The 24,958-nt window shown below is 43.7% G+C and carries 20 protein-coding genes; 14 read left to right on the forward strand and 6 right to left on the reverse strand.

What is annotated here, in order from left to right:
* Positions 1-42 precede the first annotated feature (42 nt).
* Both ABHV44_RS13555 and ABHV44_RS13560 read left to right on the forward strand, forming a co-directional pair.
* The gene (locus ABHV44_RS13555; RefSeq protein ID WP_459075244.1) at positions 43-624 is read left to right on the forward strand and encodes a YdeI/OmpD-associated family protein; all 582 of its coding nucleotides are present in this window, start codon (positions 43-45) and stop codon (positions 622-624) included.
* A gap of 26 nt (positions 625-650) precedes the next feature.
* Positions 651-1,160: a GNAT family N-acetyltransferase gene (locus ABHV44_RS13560; RefSeq protein ID WP_459075245.1), complete on the forward strand. Its 510-nt coding sequence runs from the start codon at positions 651-653 to the stop codon at positions 1,158-1,160.
* Positions 1,161-1,356: 196 nt separating this feature from the next.
* On the opposite strand, the gene ABHV44_RS13565 is transcribed toward ABHV44_RS13560, so the two are convergent.
* The 3 genes from ABHV44_RS13565 to ABHV44_RS13575 form a co-directional block, all read right to left on the reverse strand.
* Positions 1,357-2,013, reverse strand: coding sequence for a response regulator (locus ABHV44_RS13565; RefSeq protein WP_459075246.1), 657 nt, complete (start codon positions 2,011-2,013; stop codon positions 1,357-1,359).
* 25 nt (positions 2,014-2,038) lie between these two features.
* Positions 2,039-4,030: a tetratricopeptide repeat-containing sensor histidine kinase gene (locus tag ABHV44_RS13570; protein WP_459075247.1), complete on the reverse strand. Its 1,992-nt coding sequence runs from the start codon at positions 4,028-4,030 to the stop codon at positions 2,039-2,041.
* 68 nt (positions 4,031-4,098) lie between these two features.
* A complete protein-coding gene (locus ABHV44_RS13575) occupies positions 4,099-5,010 on the reverse strand; it encodes a hypothetical protein (protein WP_459075248.1) in 912 nt (303 codons plus the stop codon).
* A 317-nt stretch (positions 5,011-5,327) separates the two neighbouring features.
* On the opposite strand from ABHV44_RS13575, the gene ABHV44_RS13580 reads away from it, so the two are divergent.
* The 4 genes from ABHV44_RS13580 to ABHV44_RS13595 all read left to right on the forward strand — a co-directional run bounded on the left by ABHV44_RS13580 (position 5,328) and on the right by ABHV44_RS13595 (position 9,785).
* Positions 5,328-5,933, forward strand: a complete 606-nt coding sequence (locus ABHV44_RS13580; RefSeq protein ID WP_459075249.1) for an MCP four helix bundle domain-containing protein — start codon at positions 5,328-5,330, stop codon at positions 5,931-5,933.
* 316 nt (positions 5,934-6,249) lie between these two features.
* Positions 6,250-7,446 (forward strand): amidohydrolase family protein, encoded by a 1,197-nt coding sequence (locus tag ABHV44_RS13585; protein WP_459075250.1) that lies wholly within the window; start codon positions 6,250-6,252, stop codon positions 7,444-7,446.
* Positions 7,447-7,458: 12 nt separating this feature from the next.
* Positions 7,459-8,040 carry a GNAT family N-acetyltransferase gene (locus ABHV44_RS13590; RefSeq protein WP_459075251.1) on the forward strand — a complete coding sequence of 194 codons (582 nt, stop codon included), beginning with the start codon at positions 7,459-7,461 and terminating at the stop codon, positions 8,038-8,040.
* A gap of 173 nt (positions 8,041-8,213) precedes the next feature.
* Positions 8,214-9,785, forward strand: a complete 1,572-nt coding sequence (locus tag ABHV44_RS13595) for an ArnT family glycosyltransferase (RefSeq protein ID WP_459075252.1) — start codon at positions 8,214-8,216, stop codon at positions 9,783-9,785.
* A gap of 330 nt (positions 9,786-10,115) precedes the next feature.
* Here the strand turns inward: ABHV44_RS13595 and ABHV44_RS13600 are convergent, their stop codons facing one another.
* From ABHV44_RS13600 to ABHV44_RS13610, 3 genes are read right to left on the reverse strand one after another with little or no spacing between them, the layout of a single operon-like run.
* Positions 10,116-13,241, reverse strand: coding sequence for an efflux RND transporter permease subunit (locus ABHV44_RS13600; RefSeq protein WP_459075253.1), 3,126 nt, complete (start codon positions 13,239-13,241; stop codon positions 10,116-10,118).
* Positions 13,238-14,437, reverse strand: a complete 1,200-nt coding sequence (locus tag ABHV44_RS13605; RefSeq protein ID WP_459075254.1) for an efflux RND transporter periplasmic adaptor subunit — start codon at positions 14,435-14,437, stop codon at positions 13,238-13,240. The genes ABHV44_RS13600 and ABHV44_RS13605 overlap by 4 nt, the downstream gene beginning before the upstream one ends.
* 14 nt (positions 14,438-14,451) lie before the next feature.
* A complete protein-coding gene (locus ABHV44_RS13610) occupies positions 14,452-15,897 on the reverse strand; it encodes an efflux transporter outer membrane subunit (protein WP_459075255.1) in 1,446 nt (481 codons plus the stop codon).
* Positions 15,898-16,724: 827 nt separating this feature from the next.
* Here ABHV44_RS13610 and katG point away from each other — a divergent pair.
* The 8 genes from katG (at position 16,725) to ABHV44_RS13650 (ending at position 24,848) form a co-directional block, all read left to right on the forward strand.
* Positions 16,725-18,893: a catalase/peroxidase HPI gene (katG, locus tag ABHV44_RS13615; RefSeq protein WP_459075332.1), complete on the forward strand. Its 2,169-nt coding sequence runs from the start codon at positions 16,725-16,727 to the stop codon at positions 18,891-18,893.
* Positions 18,894-19,124: 231 nt separating this feature from the next.
* On the forward strand, positions 19,125-19,679 hold the full coding sequence (locus tag ABHV44_RS13620; RefSeq protein WP_459075256.1) for a hypothetical protein: 555 nt from the start codon (positions 19,125-19,127) through the stop codon (positions 19,677-19,679).
* A 160-nt stretch (positions 19,680-19,839) separates the two neighbouring features.
* The gene (locus ABHV44_RS13625) at positions 19,840-20,349 is read left to right on the forward strand and encodes a DUF7738 domain-containing protein (RefSeq protein WP_459075257.1); all 510 of its coding nucleotides are present in this window, start codon (positions 19,840-19,842) and stop codon (positions 20,347-20,349) included.
* Positions 20,350-20,504: 155 nt separating this feature from the next.
* Positions 20,505-22,265 carry a WG repeat-containing protein gene (locus ABHV44_RS13630; RefSeq protein ID WP_459075258.1) on the forward strand — a complete coding sequence of 587 codons (1,761 nt, stop codon included), beginning with the start codon at positions 20,505-20,507 and terminating at the stop codon, positions 22,263-22,265.
* A 164-nt stretch (positions 22,266-22,429) separates the two neighbouring features.
* The gene (locus ABHV44_RS13635) at positions 22,430-22,822 is read left to right on the forward strand and encodes a hypothetical protein (RefSeq protein WP_459075259.1); all 393 of its coding nucleotides are present in this window, start codon (positions 22,430-22,432) and stop codon (positions 22,820-22,822) included.
* Between the two features lie 101 nt (positions 22,823-22,923).
* Positions 22,924-23,949, forward strand: coding sequence for a hypothetical protein (locus ABHV44_RS13640; RefSeq protein ID WP_459075260.1), 1,026 nt, complete (start codon positions 22,924-22,926; stop codon positions 23,947-23,949).
* A gap of 147 nt (positions 23,950-24,096) precedes the next feature.
* The gene (locus ABHV44_RS13645) at positions 24,097-24,432 is read left to right on the forward strand and encodes a PadR family transcriptional regulator (RefSeq protein ID WP_459075261.1); all 336 of its coding nucleotides are present in this window, start codon (positions 24,097-24,099) and stop codon (positions 24,430-24,432) included.
* The gene (locus tag ABHV44_RS13650; protein WP_459075262.1) at positions 24,432-24,848 is read left to right on the forward strand and encodes a GldL-related protein; all 417 of its coding nucleotides are present in this window, start codon (positions 24,432-24,434) and stop codon (positions 24,846-24,848) included. The genes ABHV44_RS13645 and ABHV44_RS13650 overlap by 1 nt, the downstream gene beginning before the upstream one ends.
* The last annotated feature ends 110 nt before the right edge of the window (positions 24,849-24,958 follow it).

The raw sequence follows: 24,958 nt of genomic DNA on the forward strand, positions 1-24,958 counted from the left end.
CAAAAAATTCCACCTATCAGTATTTTCAAATAGATTTGTGAAATGTCTCACACAGAAACCTCAACCTATTCTCCACAAAACAGAAAAGAATGGCGCAATTGGTTAGAAAACAACCACATTAGCTGCCAATCAGTTTGGGTCATTTTTTACAAAGTGAAATCAGATAACCACAACCTCACCTGGAGTGAAGCCGTGGATGAAGCTCTTTGTTTTGGCTGGATCGACAGCACAAAAAGGCCAATTGACAGCGAGCGCTACAAGCAATACTTCAGCAAGCGTAAGCCCAACAGCGGTTGGTCGAAAATCAATAAGGACAAGGTTGAAGCCCTCACTTCTAAAGGGCTGATGGCTGAAGCAGGACTAAAGACCATTGCCGAAGCAAAGGAAAATGGGAGCTGGAGCATGATGGATGAAATTGAGCAATTGATCATCCCTGATGACTTGAAAAGGGCACTGGATCAGGACGGTGACGCCAGGAGCTTTTTCATGAATCTCAGCAAATCGAAGAAAAAAATGCTGCTTCACTGGGTTGTGGTAGCCAAGCGTAAAGAAACCCGCATAAAACGAATTAAAGAGGTTGTGAAACACGCGGCCAAAGAGCAAATGCCAAAACAGTTTAGGTAACAAATCTTGAGTTTATTCAGAGAACCATGCTAAAAACAAAAAACCTAAAGATTATCCCCTGCAATACCGAGATTCTGCAATCTGCAATCGATGGGAATGATAAACTAGCCGAGCAGCTAAATGTGGATGTGCCTGAAAACTGGACACAATTTGGCGTGGGAGCCTTACAATACGCTCACGACAAACTTGTACAAAGCGAAGACGAAATCGGTTGGTGGACTCATTTCCCTATACTCGTAGAAGAAAACAAGCTGATTGGAAGTGGCGGTTACAAAGGAAAACCTACAGAAGAAGGAACTGTGGAAGTAGGTTATGAGATTGCTCCAGATTATCGCAATCGCGGACTTGCTACCGAACTCACCAATGGGCTGGTTCAAAAAGCTTTTAGCGACAGTCGGGTGAAATCCGTCATTGCCCACACTCTCGGTGAGGACAATCCATCTACTAAAGTACTGCGAAAATGCGGCTTCAAAATAGTAGACGAAATAAACGACTCTGATGACGGTTTGATCTGGAAGTGGGAGTTAAAAAAATAACTGTCAATTAACAGCACAGCATGGATCAATACCAGGAAACATTCGATACCTGGAACAAGGTTGCAGACCTTTACAATGAGAAATTCATGGGCATGGAGTAAGTTTCCCTAATTTCTGTAGGAAGTTTTAATTCATTTATTCCCCACGTCTTTTCGGGGGTCAACTTATTAGCCATTTTTTTAGAGATATATACCAGTTAGATAATTCCCGCCTGAAGAGCGACTTTCACCAAACTGGCCAGGTTGTGTACTTCCAGTTTTTTCATCAAATTCGTTCGATGTGAGTCGACTGTGCGATGAGAAATGAATAGCTTCTCACCTACTTCCTTGTTGCCCATTCCTTTAACAATCAATCTCAAAACTTCCATTTCTCTCTTCGATAGTCTCGCAAGTTGAAGCGAAACAGACTCAGTCAGCATATATTTTGAATGTGCTTTATCCGAGTCGGAATTGAGTAAACTATTCGTCACATCCGCGCTGTAGTAGTTTTTGCCTTTCTGGACAGTATTTAGAGCGTGCTCAAATTCTACCACATCAGCACTTTTTAGAATATAACCGTTCGCTCCACTGTCGATAGCCTTTTTAGTTAGGGACTTTTCATTGTGCATGGAGAGAATGATGATCTTAACGTTCTCATTGGTCTCTCTTATTTTTTGTGTTGCTTTAATGCCATCCATCCCCGGCATATCCAGATCCAGGATAATGATGTCCAGATTGAGAATTTCGGCCTTCTTCACAGCCTCGCTGCCGTTGGTGGCAAGCGCCACTACTTGATAGCCCTCTATTTTATCAATGATTGAATGCAACCCATCAAGTACGATTTGATGATCATCAGCTAGTAGGATTTTTTTCATTGCTCAGCTGTTATAGATTTTTTTATCATGCAGTTTTTTTGAGTTCGCTAGTTTCGGCTTTTACTCTGGCCGTTATACGAGTACCTTCACCAGGCGTAGAGTCCACCATGAGAGCACCATCAAAAACTTGAATGCGACTTTTCATATTCTGAAGCCCATGTCCCACGTTCTGCTTCTGCTCAAAGCCTATCCCATCATCTTCAATATTGAGTATAATATCATCATCTACTTGATACAATTGCACATAGACTTTATTTGCCTTGCTGTATTTGATAATATTATTTAGCGACTCCTGTACGATTCTGTAGAGTGCAATTTGCAGCTCATCAGACAAGTTTAAATTCGATTGGCCAGTATTGAATTCATATTCAATGTTCGATTTGAGAAAACTCACTTGCAAAAGATCATCAATCGCTTCGGTCAGTCCATTTTCTTCCAGAGCCCTCGGCATCATTTGGTGAGAGATGGTTCTCACTCCTCGGGCAGAATGACCCAGTTGCTCGTTCACATTACCAAGCTGGTCCTTAAGCTCCTGATCGTTCAAAGAGTTAATGATTACGCCCAGATTCATTTTTAGGGCACTCAGCTCCTGTCCAATTCCGTCATGAAGTTCTTTACTCAACCTGCTCTTTTCCTTTTCCGTAGCTTGAATCTCACGTTTCAAGCTCAATTCTTTTTCTTCGATCACTATCTTTTGGAGTTGTTGCTTCTGTCGATTTTTAACATAGACAAAGAGTCCAAAGCCGAGAATAAGCAGAATTACCAGCAAGAAAATACTGAGATATAAATTACTCCGGTAGCTCTGCAGGTCCAACTCCTGTTGTTGCATTTTAATTTGATTTTTAGCTATCGTTGCTTCCTTCTCAGCCAATTGCAATTGCGATTGAAACTGTCCTAGTTTTTCGATGTATTCGGATTTTATCAGCATTTGGCGCAGACTGTCTGAAACCTCGATATATTTTTGTGCCGAATCTCCCTGGCTGTTCATAGCGTAGCCGATTCCCAAATTCTCAGCTGCATTTGCGGCAAAGTCAATCAAACCTAATTTCATGTTAGATTCAAAAGCCTTCCTTGCATAATACACCGCTTTCTCGCTGTCATTCAAATAGGTGTAACACATAGCTAAGTTATTTTGAGCAATGGAAAGCGACCGTTCATCGTTTTGTTCTTTTGCCAATTCCATCGACTTCAAGTGATACTCTATGGCCTTTTTGAAATTCCGTTTTGCGAAATGAGCCGTACCCAGAACTGTGGAAAGTCTTATGATTCCAGAAGTATTGTTAAACTCCCTGTAAAGATTCTCGGCTTTTTTGCCATAAAAAAAGGTTGAATCGGGTTGACCCGTTTTAGAATAACTCACCGCCAGGTTGTAGTAAGCATTCGCTTCGGTAGTTGGGTCCGGCTTAAAGGCGAGAGCTTTCAAAAACTCTGCGATAGCCTGATCATACAACTGCAGGGCATTGTAGCAAACTCCGAAATACACGTGGTCCGATGCAATATATGCGCTGTCATTATTGGCTTTGTCAATTTCGTATGAAGTCTTTAAGTATATCAAGGCACTGTCGTATTGATCTTTCTTGATGTAAGATGCACTCAAATTGGCCGCCACTTTAGCGATCATATTAGTATCCGCTCTTTCCATTGCTTCGTGGTATACCTTTTTGTAAAGTTCCATTCCCTCGTTGGGGTTGTTGGTATAAAATAAAACTGCAGCTTTGAGGTAGTTGGCCTGCAGCAGGATGGAGTCTCCCGGCTCGGCTTCAATGAGCTGATCTACCACCTCACCGGCATCCTTGAGCTTGCCCGAAAGAATGTAGGCCTTGGCTTTCACCAATTGGTAGGGCAACATCTCCTCTGAGTCTAATTCCTGTTCCAAAATCGCAATCTGGGTAATCACAGAATCAGGATGGGTACGGACCAACTCCTCAAGAGCTTTCACACTAATGGGTTGATTGTTATGTGCCTCGCTTACTAAAGAAATCACAAGCAGCAGCAGAATTGAGAGTAGATGCTTCATTGGTTAAAATTTGCTCAAAATATTACGAAATAATTCTAAGCGAAACAGCATGCACCTCTCTCTTTCAATCAGATATAGAATCTAAAACTACAGTAAAACTGACCGAATCCACTTGTATTAATTTCGTTGTCTCCATCAATTGGTCGCAACATACCCTTTCTTACATACGGGATACTCTTGTATCCAATTTTAAACATTCCCGATGCATTGGAATAGCCGGTGGGCAATCCGATGTAGGCCTCAAAAGTGGGCCCATCGGCTTTCACAATATTGCTGTAAGATGGTGTCGTTTGATAGCTGTCTTTCACTGGAAAATTCAACCCCACATAGAGATCCGCATATTTAAAAGACCTTCCGGTGAGTTCTTTATTCGACTTTTTGTCGCGAATCGACACTTCATTATTGATTATCCTCATCAGTTTGAAGCCCACATTTACAGTCACCACTGACTGATTGTAGAGCACATCCTCCTCAAGATCACTATTCGCACGAATTGGCTGAATCTTGTAAGGAGCAGGACAGTAGTTAACACCTGCCAGTGGAATGAGGTAAACATGCTCAGGTTGATCAATTCGGTAGAACTGCGTAGTTCTGAAATAAGTATCATTGTCACCGGAAGTAACGAATTGATCTGCAATGAACTTATCACTGTTTTTGCGAACAAAAAGCTTCAGCGGATACCCAAACTCCAGGGAGCCAGCGGGAGTCCACCAGTTGATCTTTTCGCCTTCAACTTCTGAAGATTTGAAGTTATTGAAAAACCCCAATCCGGCTGTGAGAGAAGAATAGATCACATTTTTCTTTATGAAATGACCTTGATAAACCATGCCGGTATATCCACTAATGGTCAAATCAAACCCGTAATCGTGGTAATAGTTTTGATCTCCCACCAAATCTTTAGTGATATGTGGAAATCTCTCCGATTGACCGAAGAGGTGATTAAATGATAAAATTGCTAGAAATAGTATTCTGACTTTCATGGTGATATGTTTCCGACAAAGGAATTGCAAAACCACAGTTGCTTTGGAGAGTGACATCACGTAAAAAAATAGGGTATTACACCAAAATAAAACCAGGAGATTACACCATGGAACCATTCAGATTCACTGACAAGACAAAATTATATGGATAATCAACTTTAAGCAGGAGACATAGAGAATAGGCAGCAACAAGCCCGACATTCGCAAGAATATCATGTTTATAAAATGCCTATTCTACTCACATGATTTTACTCATTTAGCAATTAAGACCTATCTTGTTTGCGGTCTTATTCAAAAAGAAATTTAAAGGGGGATTTATGTCTATAGCAAATAAAATTCGATGGGTTGCCAGTATCTTATTGATCTTACTGATTGTTCTACTCACTAATCTGATCGATCAGGACAATTTCAGCAAGCTGAGGAATTCGGTGACCACGATTTACGAAGATCGAATTGTTGCCAATGATCTAATTTTTGAGATGTCAACGGCAGTTCAAAAGAAGGAAATTGCCGTGGCTACCAAAGACTCCGCTTTCTTTTCCACGCAAAATGGAGTGGTCAATCGACAAATTGAAAATCACATAGAACGATACGAGCAAACCAAGCTGACAGAGGAAGAACGTGAAACATTCAATGATCTTAAAGAAGAACTCCAAAACCTCAAAAAGTTAGAAGAACAGTTCACGGCTTCTGAAGCTTTCGAAGCAGAGAAAATGAGAAGGAGCATTGATGAGATCACCAGTCATCTCAGTGATTTGTCAAAAATTCAACTCCACGAAGGCAGAAAACAGATGGCGATTAGCAACAAGGCCATGAATACTATCGATCTGTTCACTCAGGGCGAGATTATTTTTCTGATCATTGTTGCCATTTTAGTTCAAATCATCATTTTGTACAAGCCGAGAAAAACGCAAGAAAGCTGAGCTAAACTGTCTCAAAATTGCTTTTTCCATCTCTTACACCCTAAGTGGAGATTAGGTAACTGCTGAAGTAGAATCTCCACAGTCTTCTCAGCGATAGTCAAAATTCACACCCCTGGTGCTCAAACCATTATGCCAATTTGATATATTTGGACGGTGTGAAGCATTTGTTGCTTTTTTACTGGATGCTCCTGTAAAGCCAGGGCCAAAAAAGATCGCTGGCTTCTTACTTTTTTAGCGACTATAATCCTTAACCAAAAATACATGCTCAGGTTCTGCAATTCGTTTGCAGATTCCTCGCAGCTCCAATCTTTAACCAATGAAAGCATATCTATCTCTGGCAGTTTTATTCCTGGCTTTAGTCAGTTGTTCCAGTCCTGAAAAGTACGAACTGGTGATCAAAAACGTGAGACTTTTTGATGGTCATGAAGATCGAGGTGTCGTTAACATTGCCATCAATGCCGACACTATTGCGGCAATTTCAACAGAAGAATTGGTTGGAGACTCCGCCATTGACGGCACCGGAAAATTCATCGTTCCCGGATTGGTAAACGCCCACGTTCATGCATCCAAAGTTGAGCAGCTTCAGGAAGGCTTTCAATATGGCATCCTAACACTTTTGAATATGCACACCGGCCTGGAGGCTCGTGAGCAGGAATGGAAAAAGTTGACTGCGGACTCTGCTGGCTTCTCCAAAATTTATGGATCTGGTCATGCCGCCACAGTTCCTGGAGGTCATCCCACGCAGTTCAGCCCAGGAATGGAAACCATCACCGATTCACTTTCAATAGAAGACTGGGTGGATCATCGAATCGCTCAGAATGTCGACTACATCAAAATTATCCATACTACTCGCGGTTGGATGGACGAGCCGTCACAACCGACCTTGAGCTACGAACAAGTTGGTGAAATCATCGACTACTCTCATAGTAAAGGGTACAAGGTTTTGGTGCACGCAACGACTATCGAAGAAATGGTTGAAATCGCAAAATATAAACCAGATGGATTTGCTCATATGCTTGATTTTAAAAGCGACTACCCTGTGCCTGAGAGCTATTACCAGACACTTCAGGAAAGTGGAGCATTCATTGTCACAACTGGTGGCATCTCCCTCAAGCCAATGGAAGGCTTCCCTCCTTTCGTGGTAAACTGGGTTTCAGAAAATATACTTGATGCAGAAGAAAGAGCCGAAATCATAAATCAGTACCACGAGCACGGAATTCTACTTGTTGCAGGTACAGACTCTCAGGAAGGACAAATGAATTTTGGAGAGGATTACTTTTTGGAGCTCGATTTATATAAGATGTCCGGCATGTCGAACGAAGAAATTCTTCGAGCTGCCACAGGCAATGCAGCGAAGGCTTTCGACCTGCCAATCGGTGAAGTAAAACCCGGCAGCCCCGCCAGTTTTCTAGTGCTCCTTGCAAATCCTCTAGAGAACATCTCCAACCTCAGGAAGATTGATGTCATTTGGAAAGATGGTCAGAACAACACCGTTGCTGCGATTGAAGATTAAAGACATTAATCCTTGAAAGAAGATTATATTTTCACCTCCTCACGCCTGGGGTTTCGTAGCTGGTCGAGACAGGACCTAGAGGAATTTGCCGCTCTCAATGCGGACCCTGAGGTAATGGAGCATTTTCCCAGACCGCTCGAGAAAAGTGAAACAGCCGATTTCATCAAAAGACTTCAGGACCACTATAAGAATTATGGACACTGCTATTTCGCCACTGAGATTTTAGATACTGGTGAGTTTATAGGCTTCATCGGCCTTGCATTTCAGCAATACGAATCGCCCTTTACCCCATCCGTAGACATCGGCTGGCGATTGAAAAAATCCGCCTGGGGAAAGGGTTATGCCACCGAAGGCGCCTTGCGATGTCTCGAATACGGCTTCACCCAACTCAACCTCAATGAAGTCATTTCAACCTGTCCAAAAGAGAATCTAAGGTCGGAAAGAGTGATGCAAAAAATTGGAATGTCTAAAATCGGTGAATTCAACCATCCCAATTTGGATGATTCCCCGCATCTTCAGAATTGTGTCTGCTACAGAGTTCAAAAGCAAGAATGGCTGGCAAGCAAAGGTCCAGTGGAGCCATCAGAAAAATGATTCCACAAAAAAAATGCTTTTGGAAAAAGTAAAAATCTTTACACTGTTTGGTCTTTCTTTTTAGATGAATGGTAAAGACCAGATAATTGGATTTGCTCAATGCTCGATGGAATTTCTAATTTTATAGAATTTGAATTTTAGACCAATCAGAAAGTCTCGAAGCGTTAATCTAAATGCAACTCCTCCATTTCACAAGCCAGCAATCTCTACTGTTGATTATTGGAGGTGCATTGCTCATTTTCTCAACAGGCGTCTTCAGGAATAAAACGAAGCTCGGCCTTGCTCTCCTCTTCTTGGGCTCATTGACACTGGGCTTATTCATGGCGAGCCTCGATCCTTTTCTAAATATTTGGGATGAGCAGTACCACGCTCTGGTGGCAAAGAATCTATCCAACAACCTTCTAAAACCCACACTTTACTCGGACCCCGTCCTGAACTACGATTACCGCAACTGGACCGAAAATGCTGTTTGGCTGCACAAGCAACCGCTGTTTCTCTGGCAAATGGCCGCGAGCATCAAGATTTTTGGAGCAAATGAAATTGCAATAAGATTACCTAGTGCGATCATGCACGCAATCATCCCACTGTTCATTAATCGCATTGGTAAAATTGCCGTAAATCGCGAAACAGGATTTTATGGGGCGCTTTTCTTTGCAGTGGCTTACTTCCCGTTGGAGTTGATAGCTGGAACCTACCCCACGGATCACAACGATGTGGCATTTCTCTTTTATATCACAGCCTCCTTTTGGGCCTGGTTTGAGTACAGTCAATCGAAGAAAAAATACTGGCTCTTGCTCATCGGCTTGTTTGGCGGCTGTGCTGTTTTAGTGAAATGGTTGATGGGATTATTAGTCTTTGTGATTTGGACGCTCGTGATTGCTTTTTCGAAAGAAACTGTAAAGCAAAAGCTGCGATCTTTCTTGCCCGCTTTGACTTCCGGGGCGATCAGTCTGATAGTGTTTTTACCATGGCAACTTTATACTCACCTCGTCTTTCCAAAAGTGGCTGCATACGAGTTGAAGCTAAACTCAAGGCACTTTTTCGAAGCGATTGAAAAACACACAGAGTCTACCTGGTTCTATTTCACCGATGGCTTCCAGATGGTTTATGGATCGGCTGCGCTTTTGCCGTTCATTTTTTTAATTGGGCTTACTGTGATGATTTTGAAAATACACGACAGAAGTCATCGTTTTTTCATTTCTACAGCAGTCATTTTTGTTTATGCATTCTACACGGTGGCGGCAACCAAAATGGTTTCTTTCCCCATAATTGTCGCTCCTTTCCTTTTTCTCGGTCTGGGTTTTCTTATTGATTTTTCTTTCTCTATTCTGGAGAGTAGATTAAAATGGACTTGGCAAATAACTCTCTCAGCTTTGCGCGTAGTTGTTGTTTTAGTGGTTGGTTATTCACTGCTGAACTTATCAAAAATTGAAATGGCTCATACTTCCAAAGAACCAGATAACAACCGAAATCGCAGTCAGGAACTTCGAGAAATGGAGTTTATCGAATCACTGGACAAAAAGCTCGGGGAAGAGAAGTACGTTATCTTCAATTCGTCAATTACCATAAATGGCCACATACCGGTGATGTTCTATACTGACCACGTGGCTTACGATTTTGTTCCATCTAAAGCTCAGATCGAAAAGCTTAAAAAACAAGATCGAAGAATTGCCATTGTGGACTTAGGAAATTTACCCACCTACATCCTGGAGGATGAAGCCATTCGGATCTTAACTCTAAAGTGAACTGGTAAATGAGTCAACTGAAGTAATTCAGGGAAATAATTCTCAACGAGAAGCTTTCTCAAAATGAACCCGACATCTCGCAAAGCAGCATGGTGCGCGAAGGTTTAACGAGGAACTTACTCTGGTTGAAAGCTTTTCCACTCAAAGCGGAACGGAAACCACAGTAGTCACATAGCCAGTCGAGCGATGGCCATTAAGCCTATGTGCCTTTACTAATTTTCAATTACGTCTGTAAGGCAATCAACTTTACAGTAGAAACATAGAAATGAAACCTGAGCTTTCTACTGTGCCTATGTGGTTAAATCTCATAGCTGCAAGTATCAAACTATCCTACGTCTTCGACATCAACTTCTCCTTCTGTCTTTCAATTGCCTTTACGACATCTTCCAGTATCAGATAAGTACAGGGAACGATCAACAGGATAATGGATGTGGCAAACACGATTCCGAAGCCGAGAGAGATCGCCATCGGAATAAGGTTGTTCGCCTGATTGGAAGTCTCTAAAATTATGGGCGCCAAACCACCGAAGGTCGTTAGTGTTGTGATGATAATTGGTCTGAACCTTCTTACTCCAGCTTCGTGGATAGCTTCAAAAACAGATTGATCTTTTCGCTTTTTGTTCGCAAAGTCGATCATGATCAGCGAGTCGTTCACCACTACTCCCGACAGGGCGATCACTCCCATCAAACTCACCAGCGACAAGTCATAGCCTAGCAAAATATGACCGATCACAGCACCGACAATACCAAAAGGAATGGCCGACATCACAATCAGTGGCTGAGTGTAATTTCCAAAGGCAATGGCCAGCAAAGCGTAAATCACCATCATCGCCAGGATGAATCCTCCGTAAAGCGATTCGGTACTTTCTCGCATGTCCGACTGTGCCCCTTCAAAACTCCAACTCAGTCCTGGGTAATCGGCTCTCAACTTTGGCAACTCTTCCTGATCGAGCGATTCGATGATCTGAGTTACAGCGCTGGCCGGTTCGGCATCCATACCGACAGTTACCACTCGCCTTCCATTTCTGCGATTGATCGAAGTGAAAGCCTCGCGCTGTGTCACTTCAACAACATCCAATAGCGGAACCATTGTGCTGTCGGGAGCTCGAATTACCAGATCCTCCAAATTATTCATGTCCCTCCTCTCCGAAAGCGGAAGCTTCACACGAACTTCCACCTCGTTGTTTCCTCTCAATTGACGCATGGCGAGGGCACCAAAAAATGCATTTCTCACCTGATTCCCTACTTCAGTTGGCGTGAATCCGAGCAGTCGGCCCTCGGGCAAAAGTTTAAAGTCGTACTGCGTTTTTCCCTTGTTGTAGTTGTCATTGACATCCCGCGTATTGTCGTATTGTTTTACTCGTTCCAGAAAAACGCTGCTCACTTCCTCAAGCACATCGATGTCAGAGTGAGCCAGGTCAACGCTGATATCTTGCTGATAGCCGCCAGGTCCTCGCTCAGCCTCAAAGGTGATTTGATCCACACCTTCGATGTCCCCGATGTTATCGCGCCAGAGTTCGATCACTTCCTGAGCCGACATGTCACGCTCATCAGGGGCTTTCATCACGATTTCTACATCGATAAAGTTCTGATTTCTCACATTGGTTTTTACACCATCGGCCACCTCGTACAAATTGTGTTCATCGAACATGGCTTGTGTAGATGCTGTGATTTGATTGGCAACTTTTGCCGCCTGCTGAGAAGTAGTGCTTTCGGGTAGCCTCACTCCTGCCTCAATTTCATCAGCGGCAACTTCGGGCATCAGGATGATTCCCATGTGGTCGCTGTAGCCGTATCCTCCAACCACCACGAGCAACACAATTGCAATGCTCAAAACGATGTAGCGAAACCTTAAACAGTAGTCGAGAAAAGGCGTGTAATACTTTTCTACAAATTGTTCAAACTTTTTGGCAAATGCCTTCTGCCATTTTTCCCAAAGTCGCTCCTTCTTTTCCTTTTTGCGCTTTTTACTGTGGCCGAGGTGGGCGGGTAAAATGTAGAGTGCTTCGAAAAGAGAAACGGCTAACACAATGATTACAACAGCCGGCAACGGCCACCAGAACTTACCAGTTGTACCGGGAATAAAGAGCAGCGGCACAAAGGCAATGATGTTGGTCAGAATACTGAACACAACTGGAGTAGAAATGTCTTTGGTTCCTTTGATAGCTGCTTCTAAAGCGCCCATTCCCTGTTGCCGGTATTCGTAAATATTTTCACCTACAACCACCGCATCATCGACTACAATCCCAAGGACGACCAGAAATCCGAACATCGAAATCATATTGATGCTGATGTCAGCTAAAGGCAAAAAGAGAATTCCTCCGATGAATGAAATCGCCATTCCGAGCATGACCCAAAATGCCAGCCGGGCTTCCAGGAAAAGAGTGAGAATCAGCAAGACTATAATCACAGCCAAAATTCCATTTTCTGAAAGCAAGGCGAGTCGTTCTTCGTAGTCTTCGGCAGTGTTGCTGTCAATTCGCCACTTCACTCCTGGTGGAAACGAAGCTTCCTGTGTGTTCATGGTTTCGCGCACCACTTCGGCAATTTCAAGTGGCGACTGATCGCCAATCCTGTAGATGGTGAGCTCGACAGAAGACTGTTGGTTGAATTGACCGTGAAAACCGGTTTCTTCGAATCCGTCTGTAATTTCCGCAAGGTCGCCAAGTGTAACAACAGCTCCTGTCGGTGCAGTGAGCACTCGAATTTGACTATACTCATCAGCCCATTGTTTGCGCTCCTTCATGCGAAGCAAAATCTCACCGGCATTGGTTTCCACTGCTCCTGCCGGAACATCTTCGCTGGAGTTTCTGATGATGTTGGAAATGTCGGCCAGGGTTAAACCGTACTCGCGAAGCTTGTAGCGCGGAATTTCTACGTGAGTCACGAATTCCGGAACATTGCCAATTTCAACCTGGGTAATCGCTTCATTATTGAGCAGGTCATCTCTCAATCGTTCTGCAATGGATCTCAGGGTCCAGATGTCTTCATTGCCGTAGAGTCCAACTTCCATGACTGATCGTTGCCTGGATTGTAGTCGAACTTCCGGCTGCTCAATTTCATCGGGGAAAGTGCGAATTCTGGCAACGGCCTGATCAATTTCCTGGTAGGCGTTTATCCGATCGGTTCCTGCAACGAGCTCAATGCTCACCTGCCCAGAACCTTCTTCTGCCGTGGAGACAACTTCTTTAATTCCCTGAATGCCTCGAACGGCTTCTTCAACAGGTAGTAAAATTCCCTGCTCGACCTCTGCTGGTGCCGCTCCGGGATAAACTACAGCCACCTCTACAATGTCGAGTTGAAACTGAGGATAGACTTCTTTCTGCACGCTGTACATCGTCCAGATTCCGCCACCGATGAGTAGAATCATCAGCAGGTTGGCAATGATTGGGTTCTTCGCCATGTAGGCGATCCAGCCCTTGCTTTGCTCTATTTCTTTGTTTTCTTCCTCGCTCATCTGCCGTGGCCGTTTGTCGATTCAGTAGTTGTGGTGGAGTCCGTTTCAACGCGCAGTTTTGCTCCTTCGGCAACTGTCGCCAGACTTGATGTCACAACGCTGTCGCGGTTGTTGAGTCCTTCTGTGATGTAGACAAATTTGTCATCCTGAACTAAAATTTCCGGTTGACGGATACTCAACCTACCGTCTTCCATCACCCAAACGGTATTGTCTTTTCTGAGAAAGTCTCTATTGAGTTTGACCACGTCATTCAACTCTTCGGCTCGAATATCCACTTCCACAAAGGAGTTGATAATGAGTTGCGGTACTTCCCCACCTGTCGTGTCCACTCCCAGCGGGTCGGGAACAGAAACGATGAGTCGTGCCATGCGAGTTTGATCTTCCAGCGCACCAATAAATTTTTTCAGATGGCCCTTTCGACCTTCGCCTTCCATCCAGGACTTTCTGTCCCGTATCTGGACTTCGGAGCCTTCGTCCTCTTCTTCAGTAAAAGTGAGCCATCGGACTTTCGAGACCGGCACGTTAACAATAATCCAGTACTCGTCAATGGCAACCAACCTTCCGATGTTGACACCTGGAGAAACCTGAGAACCGACATTTACATTTCTACTCAAAACCTGTCCGTCAAAAGGTGCCTCGATGGAAGTTCGCTCCAGATTTAATTGCGCCTGTTTTACTGAGGCTTCGGCTGCCTTGTAGATTGCTTCGGCAGAACTCAATTGCGGCTTACGAAGCACAAGTCCCTTATTCATTCCCGAAAGCGTGTCGCCAACCAGTTCATAATCCTGTCGGGCAATATCCTGTCTTCCTTTTTCGATATTGAGATCTGCTTCAGCCTGGAGCAATTCGCTTCTCCTGAGCTGCAGTTGGTTCTCGTAATCAGCCGGATCGATCTGCAAGATCAACTCACCTTTACGAACCACTGATCCGGGAATAAAATTTTTCGACTGCCGGATAACCTGTCCACTCACCCGCGGACTGAGCATGATCGATTCCGAAGGCTGCACAACTCCGGTAGCCTTAAAAGTTGGCTGGAAATCTCCTTTGTTTACGATCTCAACCTCCACGAGCATGGCAGTTTCTTTGGTAGCACCACTTTTCGATGCAGTCGGCTCCGTCATAAAAATGAGCACTGTTACCGCAGCTCCTGCCAACAGAATAATGAGCGAAATGATGATTGTTTTTGATTTACTCATGGATCGTGATTTTCTTATTCCGTTTCCTCCTCTTCCCGCGGCAAATCCACTCCGCCAGCCAAAGCGCGATAGAGTCCAATTCTGAATTCAATCAAATTTTGCTGTGCAGTAATGAGCTGCCGTTGGAGGTTCTGCTTTTCATTCTCAGCTGTCAGCACATCGAGGTAATTGCTCATTCCATTAAAATACTGCATGCGCAATTGCTCACTCGTTTGACTGGCCAGCTTTACCTGTTCTTCAAGGACCTCTATCGATTTTTTCTGTTTGTTCTCCTGAACCAAAGCATCTTCTACTTCGCGAAAAGCCACCAAAACTGTTTGACCGTACTCGTAGAGGCGCTGCTCTTTTACCGACTCCGTCCTGTCCACTTCGGCTTTTAAGCGACCTCCATAAAAAATCGGGGCTAGCAAATTTCCGGCAAGCGAATAGGCCCATCCTTCCACCAGCCCGCTAAAGTCGTTGGCCCGCACTGACATGTTTGAATTGATTGTCAGTCGCGGGTATTGACTGCTGATGGCGGAAGCTACTTCTCTGTCGGCAGCTTTTAAAAGACTAAAAGAAGCTTGTACATCGGGGCGTCTTTCTATCAGATCGGCCGGAATGCCAGTATTAGGCAAATCAGGTAATTCGGGAAGTGAATCGGCCTGATAGTCCAGTTCTAGTTGCGGTGGTCTTCCCAGTAGAAGAGCCAGTTGGTTTTCGAGCACTGCCACTCTCGACTCGAGTTGATACTGTTGCTGGCGAGTAGACTCCACTAGTTGTTGTTGTCTCAGAATGTCTACCCCGCGAATTTGTCCGCTACCGTAACGATTGCGCAGTAGTCGGAGAATTTTCTCGTTGTTTTCAACTTGTCTTTTTAGAAGATCAAGTTCGAGCCTGGCCGACTCCAGTCGGTACCAAACTGTAGTGATTTCTGCAGAGATAGAAACCGCGAGTGCACGGTAATCGAGCATTGTTGCTTCTGACCGAAAGCGCTCGGCATCGACAGCTGATCGCAATCGACCCCAGATGTCCACCTCATAAAAAGCACGAAGTCCGAGTTGAATATTTTCACCACCCACAAAATCCGGCTCCGGCCGACTGATAGCACTTTGAACGTTGGCTTCCACTTCGGGAAACAAAACTGATCGCTCTCTTCTCACCACGGCCTCAGAAGCTTCGAGGCGCTCCCATGCAGCAAGCAGATTGAAATTGGAATCCAGTGCTGACGAGACAAACTCATTGAGCTGTTCATCTTCAAAGCTACGCCACCAGCGATCCTGTATCTGGACGTTTCCAGTTGTTGTAAACTTTTCCGGAGATTCTAATGGAAGTGCACTCTCCTTAACTTTGGGAGAGCATCCTGCGAGAAAAAAAATGGCAGTCAACGCGGTGAGCAAGCAAAACCTGAAAGAAGGTGGCGCTGCGAATGAAAAGTCTTTGCATGTCGTCAGCAAAACTGACAATGGACTAAGCCGCATTTAAGGTTGACAATTTATTAAGCTGTAAAACAATTCAACCAAAATTGCTTAAAGATGTTCGGAACGCCAAACTGGAGGGATGATTGGGGAAGTTCGGTTATTAGGTAATTAAGGTGACAACCTTCTGCGCCAAAGCTTGCGCCACCGCACGCTGTCGCAGAAGCTTTAGCGTAGGCGCCTAAAGCTATGGCGACACGCGGTCTGCGGCACGCTGACGAAAAGCGAGGAAGGTAACTATCTAAAGTAAAATTTACTAGTCCTCCCCCGTCTCGTTCCTCGACACCCCCTCCAAAGGGGGATATGGCGTTGACCAATTTCAAAGAGAACAATCTTCCAGGTTTTTTGCTGCTCAACAAACGCTAACAAATAGCATGAGGTGGCTCGATCCCTGTCCCCCTTTGGAGGGGGTGGCCGTAGGCCGGGGGAGGATTGTTTATTCTCAATTAAATCTACTTTTTGATTTGTCGTTTCGATGCAAATCTTGCATTCGCAAAAAAGTCTAACATCCAACTATTCCAACCACCAACATAGACTCTGTCAATATTTCAATAAAATATATTGATTTCACTTATTGGTCAATTGGAGTAACTTTGAAATTCAATTGAAGTTGTTTCACTCAAAATTCTGAAATCATGAAAAGAATACTACTACTCTCAGGTCTTCTGCTGGCCTTTGCCGTGCAGGGACAAGCTCAAAAAGAATCTTCGGGAGGCTGCCCTTTTGGATTCGACAAAATGGGAAAGAAAAATAAAACTGAAACCACTGCAGATGAAACGCAACAGCTAAACGAAGGCGAACAAAAAGCCCGTGAAACTGCCCATGGTGCGATGGCCGAAGGTGAAGGTGAAAAAGACATTAACCCTGACGGCAACACCAACAACGAGTGGTGGCCAAACAGACTCGACCTGAGTGTGCTGCGCCAGCATTCTCAAATGTCGAACCCGATGGGCGAAGACTTCAACTACGTGGAAGCTTTTAACAGTCTCGACTACGAGGCGCTGAAGCAAGACCTGCGCGACTTGATGACCGACTCGCAAGATTGGTGGCCGGCCGACTGGGGACACTACGGCCCGTTCTTTATCCGCATGGCCTGGCACAGTGCCGGAACCTACCGCACCGGAGATGGCCGCGGTGGATCGCGCGATGGACAACAGCGTTTTGCCCCCATCAACAGCTGGCCAGACAATGCCAACCTCGACAAGGCACGCAGACTGCTGTGGCCAATCAAACAGAAGTACGGAAACAAAATCTCGTGGGCAGATCTCATGATCCTCACCGGAAATGTTGCCCTGGAATCGATGGGATTTGAAACCTACGGATATGGTGGTGGCCGTGAAGATGTTTGGGAACCAGCCAGCAACGTCTACTGGGGACCGGAAACCAAATGGCTCGATGACAAGCGCTATTCTGGCGATCGCGAGCTCGAACGCCCTTTGGCCGCTGTGCAAATGGGATTGATCTACGTGAACCCCGAAGGTCCAAACGGAAACCCCGACCCCGTTGCCGCAGCTCACGACATTCGCGAGACTTTTGGCAGGATGGGAATGAACGATGAAGAAACAGTAGCTTTGATTGCCGGTGGTCACACACTCGGAAAAACTCACGGTGCTGGCGATGCCTCCAACGTTGGCCCGGAACCCGAAGCTGCTCCAATTGAAGAGCAGGGCCTCGGCTGGAAAAGCTCTTACAAATCTGGTAAGGGTGGCGATGCCATCACATCTGGACTCGAAGTGATTTGGACAAAAACCCCAACCGAATGGAGTCAGGGTTTCTTTAAAGCTCTTTTTGCCCACGAGTGGGAATTGACAAAAAGCCCGGCAGGCGCTCACCAGTGGGTTGCCGTGGATGCCGATCCCATTTTCCCCGATGCGCACGACTCAACAAAAATGCACCGACCAACGATGTTGACTACCGACCTCTCGTTGCGTTTCGATCCTGAGTATGAAAAAATCTCGAGGAGATTCCACGAAAACCCCGAAGAGTTCAATGAGGCGTTTGCCAAAGCGTGGTTCAAACTCACTCACCGCGACATGGGACCAAAGGAACTCTACCTCGGGCCGGAAGTACCGGAAGAAGATTTGATCTGGCAGGATCCAATTCCGGAGGTGGATTATGAGTTGATCGGACAAAGTGACATCGACATGCTGAAGAAGAAAATTCTGAATTCGGGATTGACCACTTCGGAGCTTGTTGAAACAGCCTGGGCTTCGGCCTCGACTTTCCGCGGATCAGATTTCAAAGGTGGAGCCAATGGAGCTCGCATTCGCCTTGAGCCGCAGCGCAACTGGGAAGTGAACAACCCGGAGCAGCTCGACAAGGTGTTGAACAAGCTGGCGGAAATTCAAAAAGAATTTAATTCCAAAAACAAGTCGAAACAAGTTTCTATGGCCGACCTGATCGTGCTTGGAGGAAATGCCGCAGTGGAAAAAGCCGCACAGAAAGCGGGCTACACGGTTGTAGTTCCGTTCACTCCCGGAAGAGCTGACGCCACACAGGAGCAAACCGATGTGGAATCGATGGCAGTGCTCGAGCCGATGGCCGATGGTTTTAGAAACTATCAAAAAACGCAGTACACTTTCACGACCGAGGAACTACTCGTGGACAAAGCGCAATTGTTGACGCTCACCGCTCCCGAGATGACCGTTCTCGTTGGCGGAATGCGCGCACTCAACACAAATTACGATGATTCCAACACCGGAATTTTCACCAACCGTCCCGGAGTTTTGACCAACGACTACTACGTCAACCTGCTCGACATGAGCACAGAGTGGAAAGCCACAGACGACTCGAAACTGATGTTTGAAGGTCGAGATCGTGAAACTGGCGAGATCAAGTGGACCGCCACCAGGGCCGACTTGATTTTCGGATCCAACTCCGAGCTGAGAGCACTTGCCGAAGTTTATGCCCAGGACGATAACAAAGAGAAGTTTGTAAACGACTTCGTAAAAGCCTGGACAAAAGTGATGACGCTGGACAGATTTGACACTATGCAGTAAAAGATAAACAGAACTCTCACCGGAGTTCAAATTGAAAAACTGAAAAGGGACGCGGCCAAATGGCTGTTGTCCCTTTTTTTTTGTTTTGCCGGCTAATTGGACCGAAACACCGGCCACCTTCCTCCCACTTTTCAGAAAGTTCGAAAAGCTCTAAATTGGTCGAAGTAGATAAAGACTAAGCCATGTGAAAATTGGAGATTTGCAAAAAATCATATCGAAAACCTCACTCATATGCAGACCTACCTGCTGAATAACAATGAATTAAACAAACAACAGACATTGCTGCATAAAGAGACATGTCACTTTAGCAACAGTTGTACTGCATTAAAGAAAACCAAACCGATGTTTGACATATTTAAAAGAAAATCAAAAGAATTACCACCTTTCAACGAGCTTGAAAATTCAGAATTAAAAGACAAATTCTTCATGCGACTTTTACAATGGGATTGGATAGATCGAGACACAATCCATGTTATTGACAATAACGCTCCAAGGATGATTACCATGGATCCGTGGCCTCAATTAGTCTATCTCGGTGCGACAGGACAGCAGACAATAACAGAATTTGTTTACGAAATGGCAGGGAAATACGGCAAAAGCCAGACAATTCCTGAAAATTTAGACCTGACCGTCCTTGATACCATCGACCGTCTTTTGAATGAAAACCTCGTAAGACTATCAAATGAAAGAAAAGCTCTTCCATACTACATTAACTTGCCGAGAAGTAAACAAGACAAGGAAAAAGCTGAAAAACTGATGATTATCGACAACTACATCAAAAAATAAAAAAACGCAGTACAACACAAAATAAACGCAATGCGGCTTTACTCGTCCTTCGTTTCATGTTCAGGGTCGACAAGAACATGTTCCGTAATTCTAACTAACTGCGGAAAAAGCCGCACTGACGTTTATTAAATACGTTAGCAACTCTATAAAAGAAAGAAAAATGAGACAATTATTTGGAATCTTACTATTTAGCCTTATAACAATCATATGTTTTGGACAGGAAAACATTAAAATTTTTTACAGTGAAGACTACTCAGTTGAATTGAACGGAGTATCAGTAAATAATGAAACTACTTATCAAGAGATAGTGGAAATGCTTGGCCAGCCAGAAATTTATAAAGAGTATTCAACAGGGAAAATTAATTATCGATACCCAGAATTGGGTCTTGTGTTTCATACAGTGAATGGTAAACTACTGACATTGGCGATGAACTTTAATTGGGACGGGGATAAAAACTTTCCGAACACAACTTTTGAAGGAGTTCTAAAAATAGGTGAAACAACAATAAATAAAGAAACAACAGAAAGCATCATTAATCAACTGGAAAGCTTCAAAATTAAATGCATCATGGCTGGAATGTGCATGAACAACCCTAAAGAAATCAAGAACCCGATTCTCTTGGGCTTTAAGGACGAGTCGATTACTCAAGTATGCATTGAGTTTCATTAAATAAAACAGTTATCAACAATGGCTATAAAGAATAGGGTGAACCGTGGTTTCTGCAAGTTTCAGGCTTTAGCAATCTTTGTCCTGGCACTCAAGTTCGATGCTCCGAAGTACCCTATTCCTCATAGCCGTGGCCTTTAGCAACAATAAGTACCAATATGAAAATTCGCCTTAACATATTTCTGATTCTATTGAGCACCTGGTTACTGAATGCGTGTGCATCGGTCAAAAATACATCTGACCCAAACATTAAAGCGGAACGAATTTCATCCCCAGTTGATACCATTTTTGTGGATTACAAGCCGAACCTCCCTGAGACAAAATATCAGGTTTTCAGAGCATCTATAGATGGAAAGTCTGGATGGATGAATGTTGATGGTGAATGGATCGTAACACCTAAATATGACAATGAATTCAAAAGAGAATGGTCTGAAGGCATTAATATTTGTCGTAAAGAAGGTAAGTATGGTGCTGTCAATTTTAGAAATGAAATTGTAATCCCATTTGAATACGATTATCCTCCAGCGAACTGTTCAGATGGATTAATATTGGTTAAGGACAGCTTAAATCAGGAAGCCTACTTCTCAAAACAGGGTACTAAAATGACAAGTTTTGAGAAGAGACAACCAGAGTTTAGGAATGGATTTGCGATAGTCAGGTCGAACCGAAAGGTATTAGCCCGTTACCCTCGTATGGATCTTGAAAATTCGAATCGAACCACGGACATTTACAGTGGTGATTTCGCTGTGATCAATACAAATTTTGATACTCTACTTCAATTTGAAAATGTTGCATTTTTACTTGAATTTGGAACATTAAATAATAATAGACGAACTTTCTTTCTATATCCTTATATGGGATTGCATGCAGATATCGGTATTTCATATGGTCAATATGGATACTTGGATGGAAAGGGAAACATAGCTATTGAACCAAAATTCAGAGCCTCAGATGTATTCATTCCTGTCAGAGGCGGATTTGTTCGTGTTCCTGATTGTCCCTTCAACTATAATCTGTCATTGGTAAGAGAATTAGATGATTATTACTTTATCGATACCATTGGGAACACTTCTTTTCAATTACACACAAACAGGGAAAAGATTTTTGATGTAAGCAATTTCAATAACCACGGCATAGCTGGATATCGAACGTTTGGCAAGTCTACAAATGGAATAAACCCGAACCATAGCATGATTCATTTAATAGATTCTACGGGAAAAGTCATGCATGAAGCATTTGAGAGTGATGCGCCACTGTCTTATGTAGAAGGTAATATTAGTCATTATCCACATAATAATCTCATTTCCATATACGACAAACCGAATGCAGTTCAACGAATCTACACCCCAGATTTTCAACCATTCGCGTCATTTCCACTAAACGATTCTTCTGAAACAGTCAACTATCATTACAGAGGTTTGTTCGACACCCAGGTAGATGATCAATTTATTTTGACACAGTACAGAAGTAGGGAGAATTCAGCTGGTTATCCAGGTAATCAACAACGTCTGGTAGATAAAAATGGAGATGCCAAGTCCTCATGGTTCTCTTACAAAAACATACTCTCAAGCTTATATGGCAATTTCTCGTTCATAGATTCTACTACAATGACGACAACACTTTATGATTTTGGTAAAAATGAGCTCTTCAAATGTGACTCATGTTTCTTTTACTATGGATATAAGCTGAGATCGAACGGTATTCATAAAGTTCAGCTTTCCAACGGGGACTGGGTGTTTATAAATTATCAAGGAAAAGTACTAAGCGATGTGTTTGACTCATTAGATGAGGAGGTATACAACCTTACCGAACAAGTAAAAACGTTCAATATCAATGTGCACGTTACAATAAAAGCCAGGGAACACGAATTCGAAAAGCTCTTCAAGCAATCGAGCATGTATGAAAGAATAATAAATTGATGTTGCTAGCAAAACCGAATTTGCAATAAAACGCGGTTTAGCTAAACTGTTGGAACACATTAATCAAAAGAACATTACTAATTTCGACTTCAATAGTCCTATCAATTCTACCCTTGGTGAGCTTCTTAGGACATATCGTCCTCGATAAAATACAGACACAGCAATTGGACTATCAAAATGCGGTAGCTTCCTGGATGGAAGATGAGACTGGAATACAAATCCCACCAGATTCAAGGCTCATGGAATTCTCTGCTGGAGTAGAATATGGAAAGCTACTGAAGTACAATATGCCCGATCAGACACTTGACTCATTTATTTTGAATTACAGCTTATCAAGTATCCTTCCGGAAGATGCCAGGACTCTCCTAATTATAGATATGGACGAGAATTGGGAAAATGAGAAACTAACTGGACAAAAAGACTATTATTTGCTTGAAGATTGTAAAAAGGGATTGAGATGGACTATTCTAGTTGAAAGAAATCAAGGACTGTGCTGGTTCGAAGTCATTCATGCTGACTTTTCAGGACATGTTCCTGAATGTGAGAAAGAAAAATAACGAATTGCCAACGAAAGCTATCGCGCACTAAAGAATGCACCATAGCGAGTGCCGTTGAACGAAGACCGATCCAAGGTGTACAACCATAGCAAATTCACACAATGAAAAGTACACTTGCTGTTCTTGCTGCTCTTGCTCTTCCTCTTTGCTTAATGCCAGCATACACTTTCGCCCAACCTGGCGATCCGGATTTGGAGCACAGGTTGCGTTATTTCAATGAAGCCCAAGATTCTGTGATCACGTATCCAGACAATCTTTTTTACAGATGGGTGCGGCTGGACATACTATTTACGCCATACTTTGAGGTACAAACCAAACCGACCAGTAACCTGAAAGATTATTTAACCCATTCAAATCAGTTTTATCAGTACGTAGCAGATACCTTGCTGGAAAACTACCAACCTTGCCACATGTGTCAATTTGAGAAGAGAAAGAAATATAACCCAGCCAGTAAGTTAGGTAGTTTTCTCCTGAATAATCAAAACCAGTTAATCGCTGATTTGACCGATCTTATCAACTCGGATATCAACTCGCTGGGTTTAATTCCAAATGGCTTAAGTGTGTTTGTCGATACCCCAAATAAATCTGACTTTCTCTACAAACGAGGCCAATTTTATTACTTCACAGGCCGGGCTGAAAAAGGGCTCAAAGACTTTCTCGCTGCGCTGGACTGCTCCCCAGATGAAGAGCTGAAGACACGAATCTACACCTCGATAGCTGCATACTACTACACAAATGAAAAAGTAGAACAAAAAGAAAACTACCACAAAGCACTGAAGTACCTTCAGTTAGCTGAGCCAGCTTTAGAGGACAGCTCATACTCCAGGGGTGAATTGGCCCGTGATTACCTTTATGAAATAGAGAAACTGGATCTGATGAAGAGATACAGCGATTCAACTTCTTATGTCAATTATCTTCAAAACAGATCCGCAGGCTTCTTGAATCGTTACTATGAGCTAATGGCAAAAGAGGAAGAAGAAGGCTCCCCGTACTACACGACCGATAAAGTGTATGCCAGAAGCAGAGAATACGAATTAACGATTTACGATTATTTGCTTGAATTAAATCCAAACACCGGAGTAGACGAATTCAAAAAGCACAAGAAATTGATCATCGGGAAAATATAAGGTCTACCTATCGATGAGGCAGCTCTACCCGGGCTCACAGACAAAAAGGAAGGCTATCTTTATTCGGGGCGGCTTCTTTTGCGAAAAAAAAATTCGCCTTCAACAATAATTCTTTAAATACATAAGTTATTTATGTATATTCGTCATATGTATTCAAAAGAACTCATAAAAGGAACGCTGAAGCCGATCATTCTTAAATTGTTGGAAGACAACGACAGGATGTACGGCTACGAAATTACGCAGCGAGTGAAGGAACTTTCACAAGGAAAGATCGAAATCACGGAAGGCGCCCTCTACCCCACCTTGCACAAGCTGGAGGCCGATGGCATTTTGACCACCGAAAAGGAGTACATCGGCAAGCGCGTGCGGAAGTATTACTCGCTCACGAGCTCCGGCAACTCCACAGCAGCTCAGAAAGTTAGCGAGCTGACCGACTTCCTGGCAACGGTGGGAAGCATTTTGAAAACCAAAACCGCAATGTGATGGAATTGACCGAAAACCAAATAGAGCGGATATACAGCGACATCCACAAAAAAGGAGTCACCATGAACGAGTTGGCCGACAGCCTGGTAGATCACATCTGTTGTGCCATTGAGCGAGAGAAGGAAATGAGTTTTGAGGAAGCCTACCAACAAGCCCTTGCGGCATTTGGCGATGACGGACTGCAACGCACCCAAAGAGAAACCATTTTATTCATAAACCAAAAAAAGGAGATCATCATGAAAAAGACCATGTTCATCCTGGGATACATCGCTGTGTCCCTCATCACCACCGGACTTTTGTTCAAACTGCAACACTGGCCCGGAGCTTCGATTATGCTCGTGTTTGGCATCGGCCTACTCAACTTCGGCTTCCTGCCGATGTATTTCTACGGCCGCTACAAACAGGCCATCAGCTAAACCAACCAATTTTTATAAAAATCAAAGGGACACGGCTATTGGCTGTTGTCCTTTTTTTTGTTTGCCTGCTTTCAAGGTTACCACCAACCTCTTCTCTCCTATTTTTAAGA

The organism is Halocola ammonii (assembly GCF_049334165.1).
In the GTDB taxonomy this organism is placed as follows: domain Bacteria; phylum Bacteroidota; class Bacteroidia; order Flavobacteriales_D; family Sanyastnellaceae; genus JBEGHD01.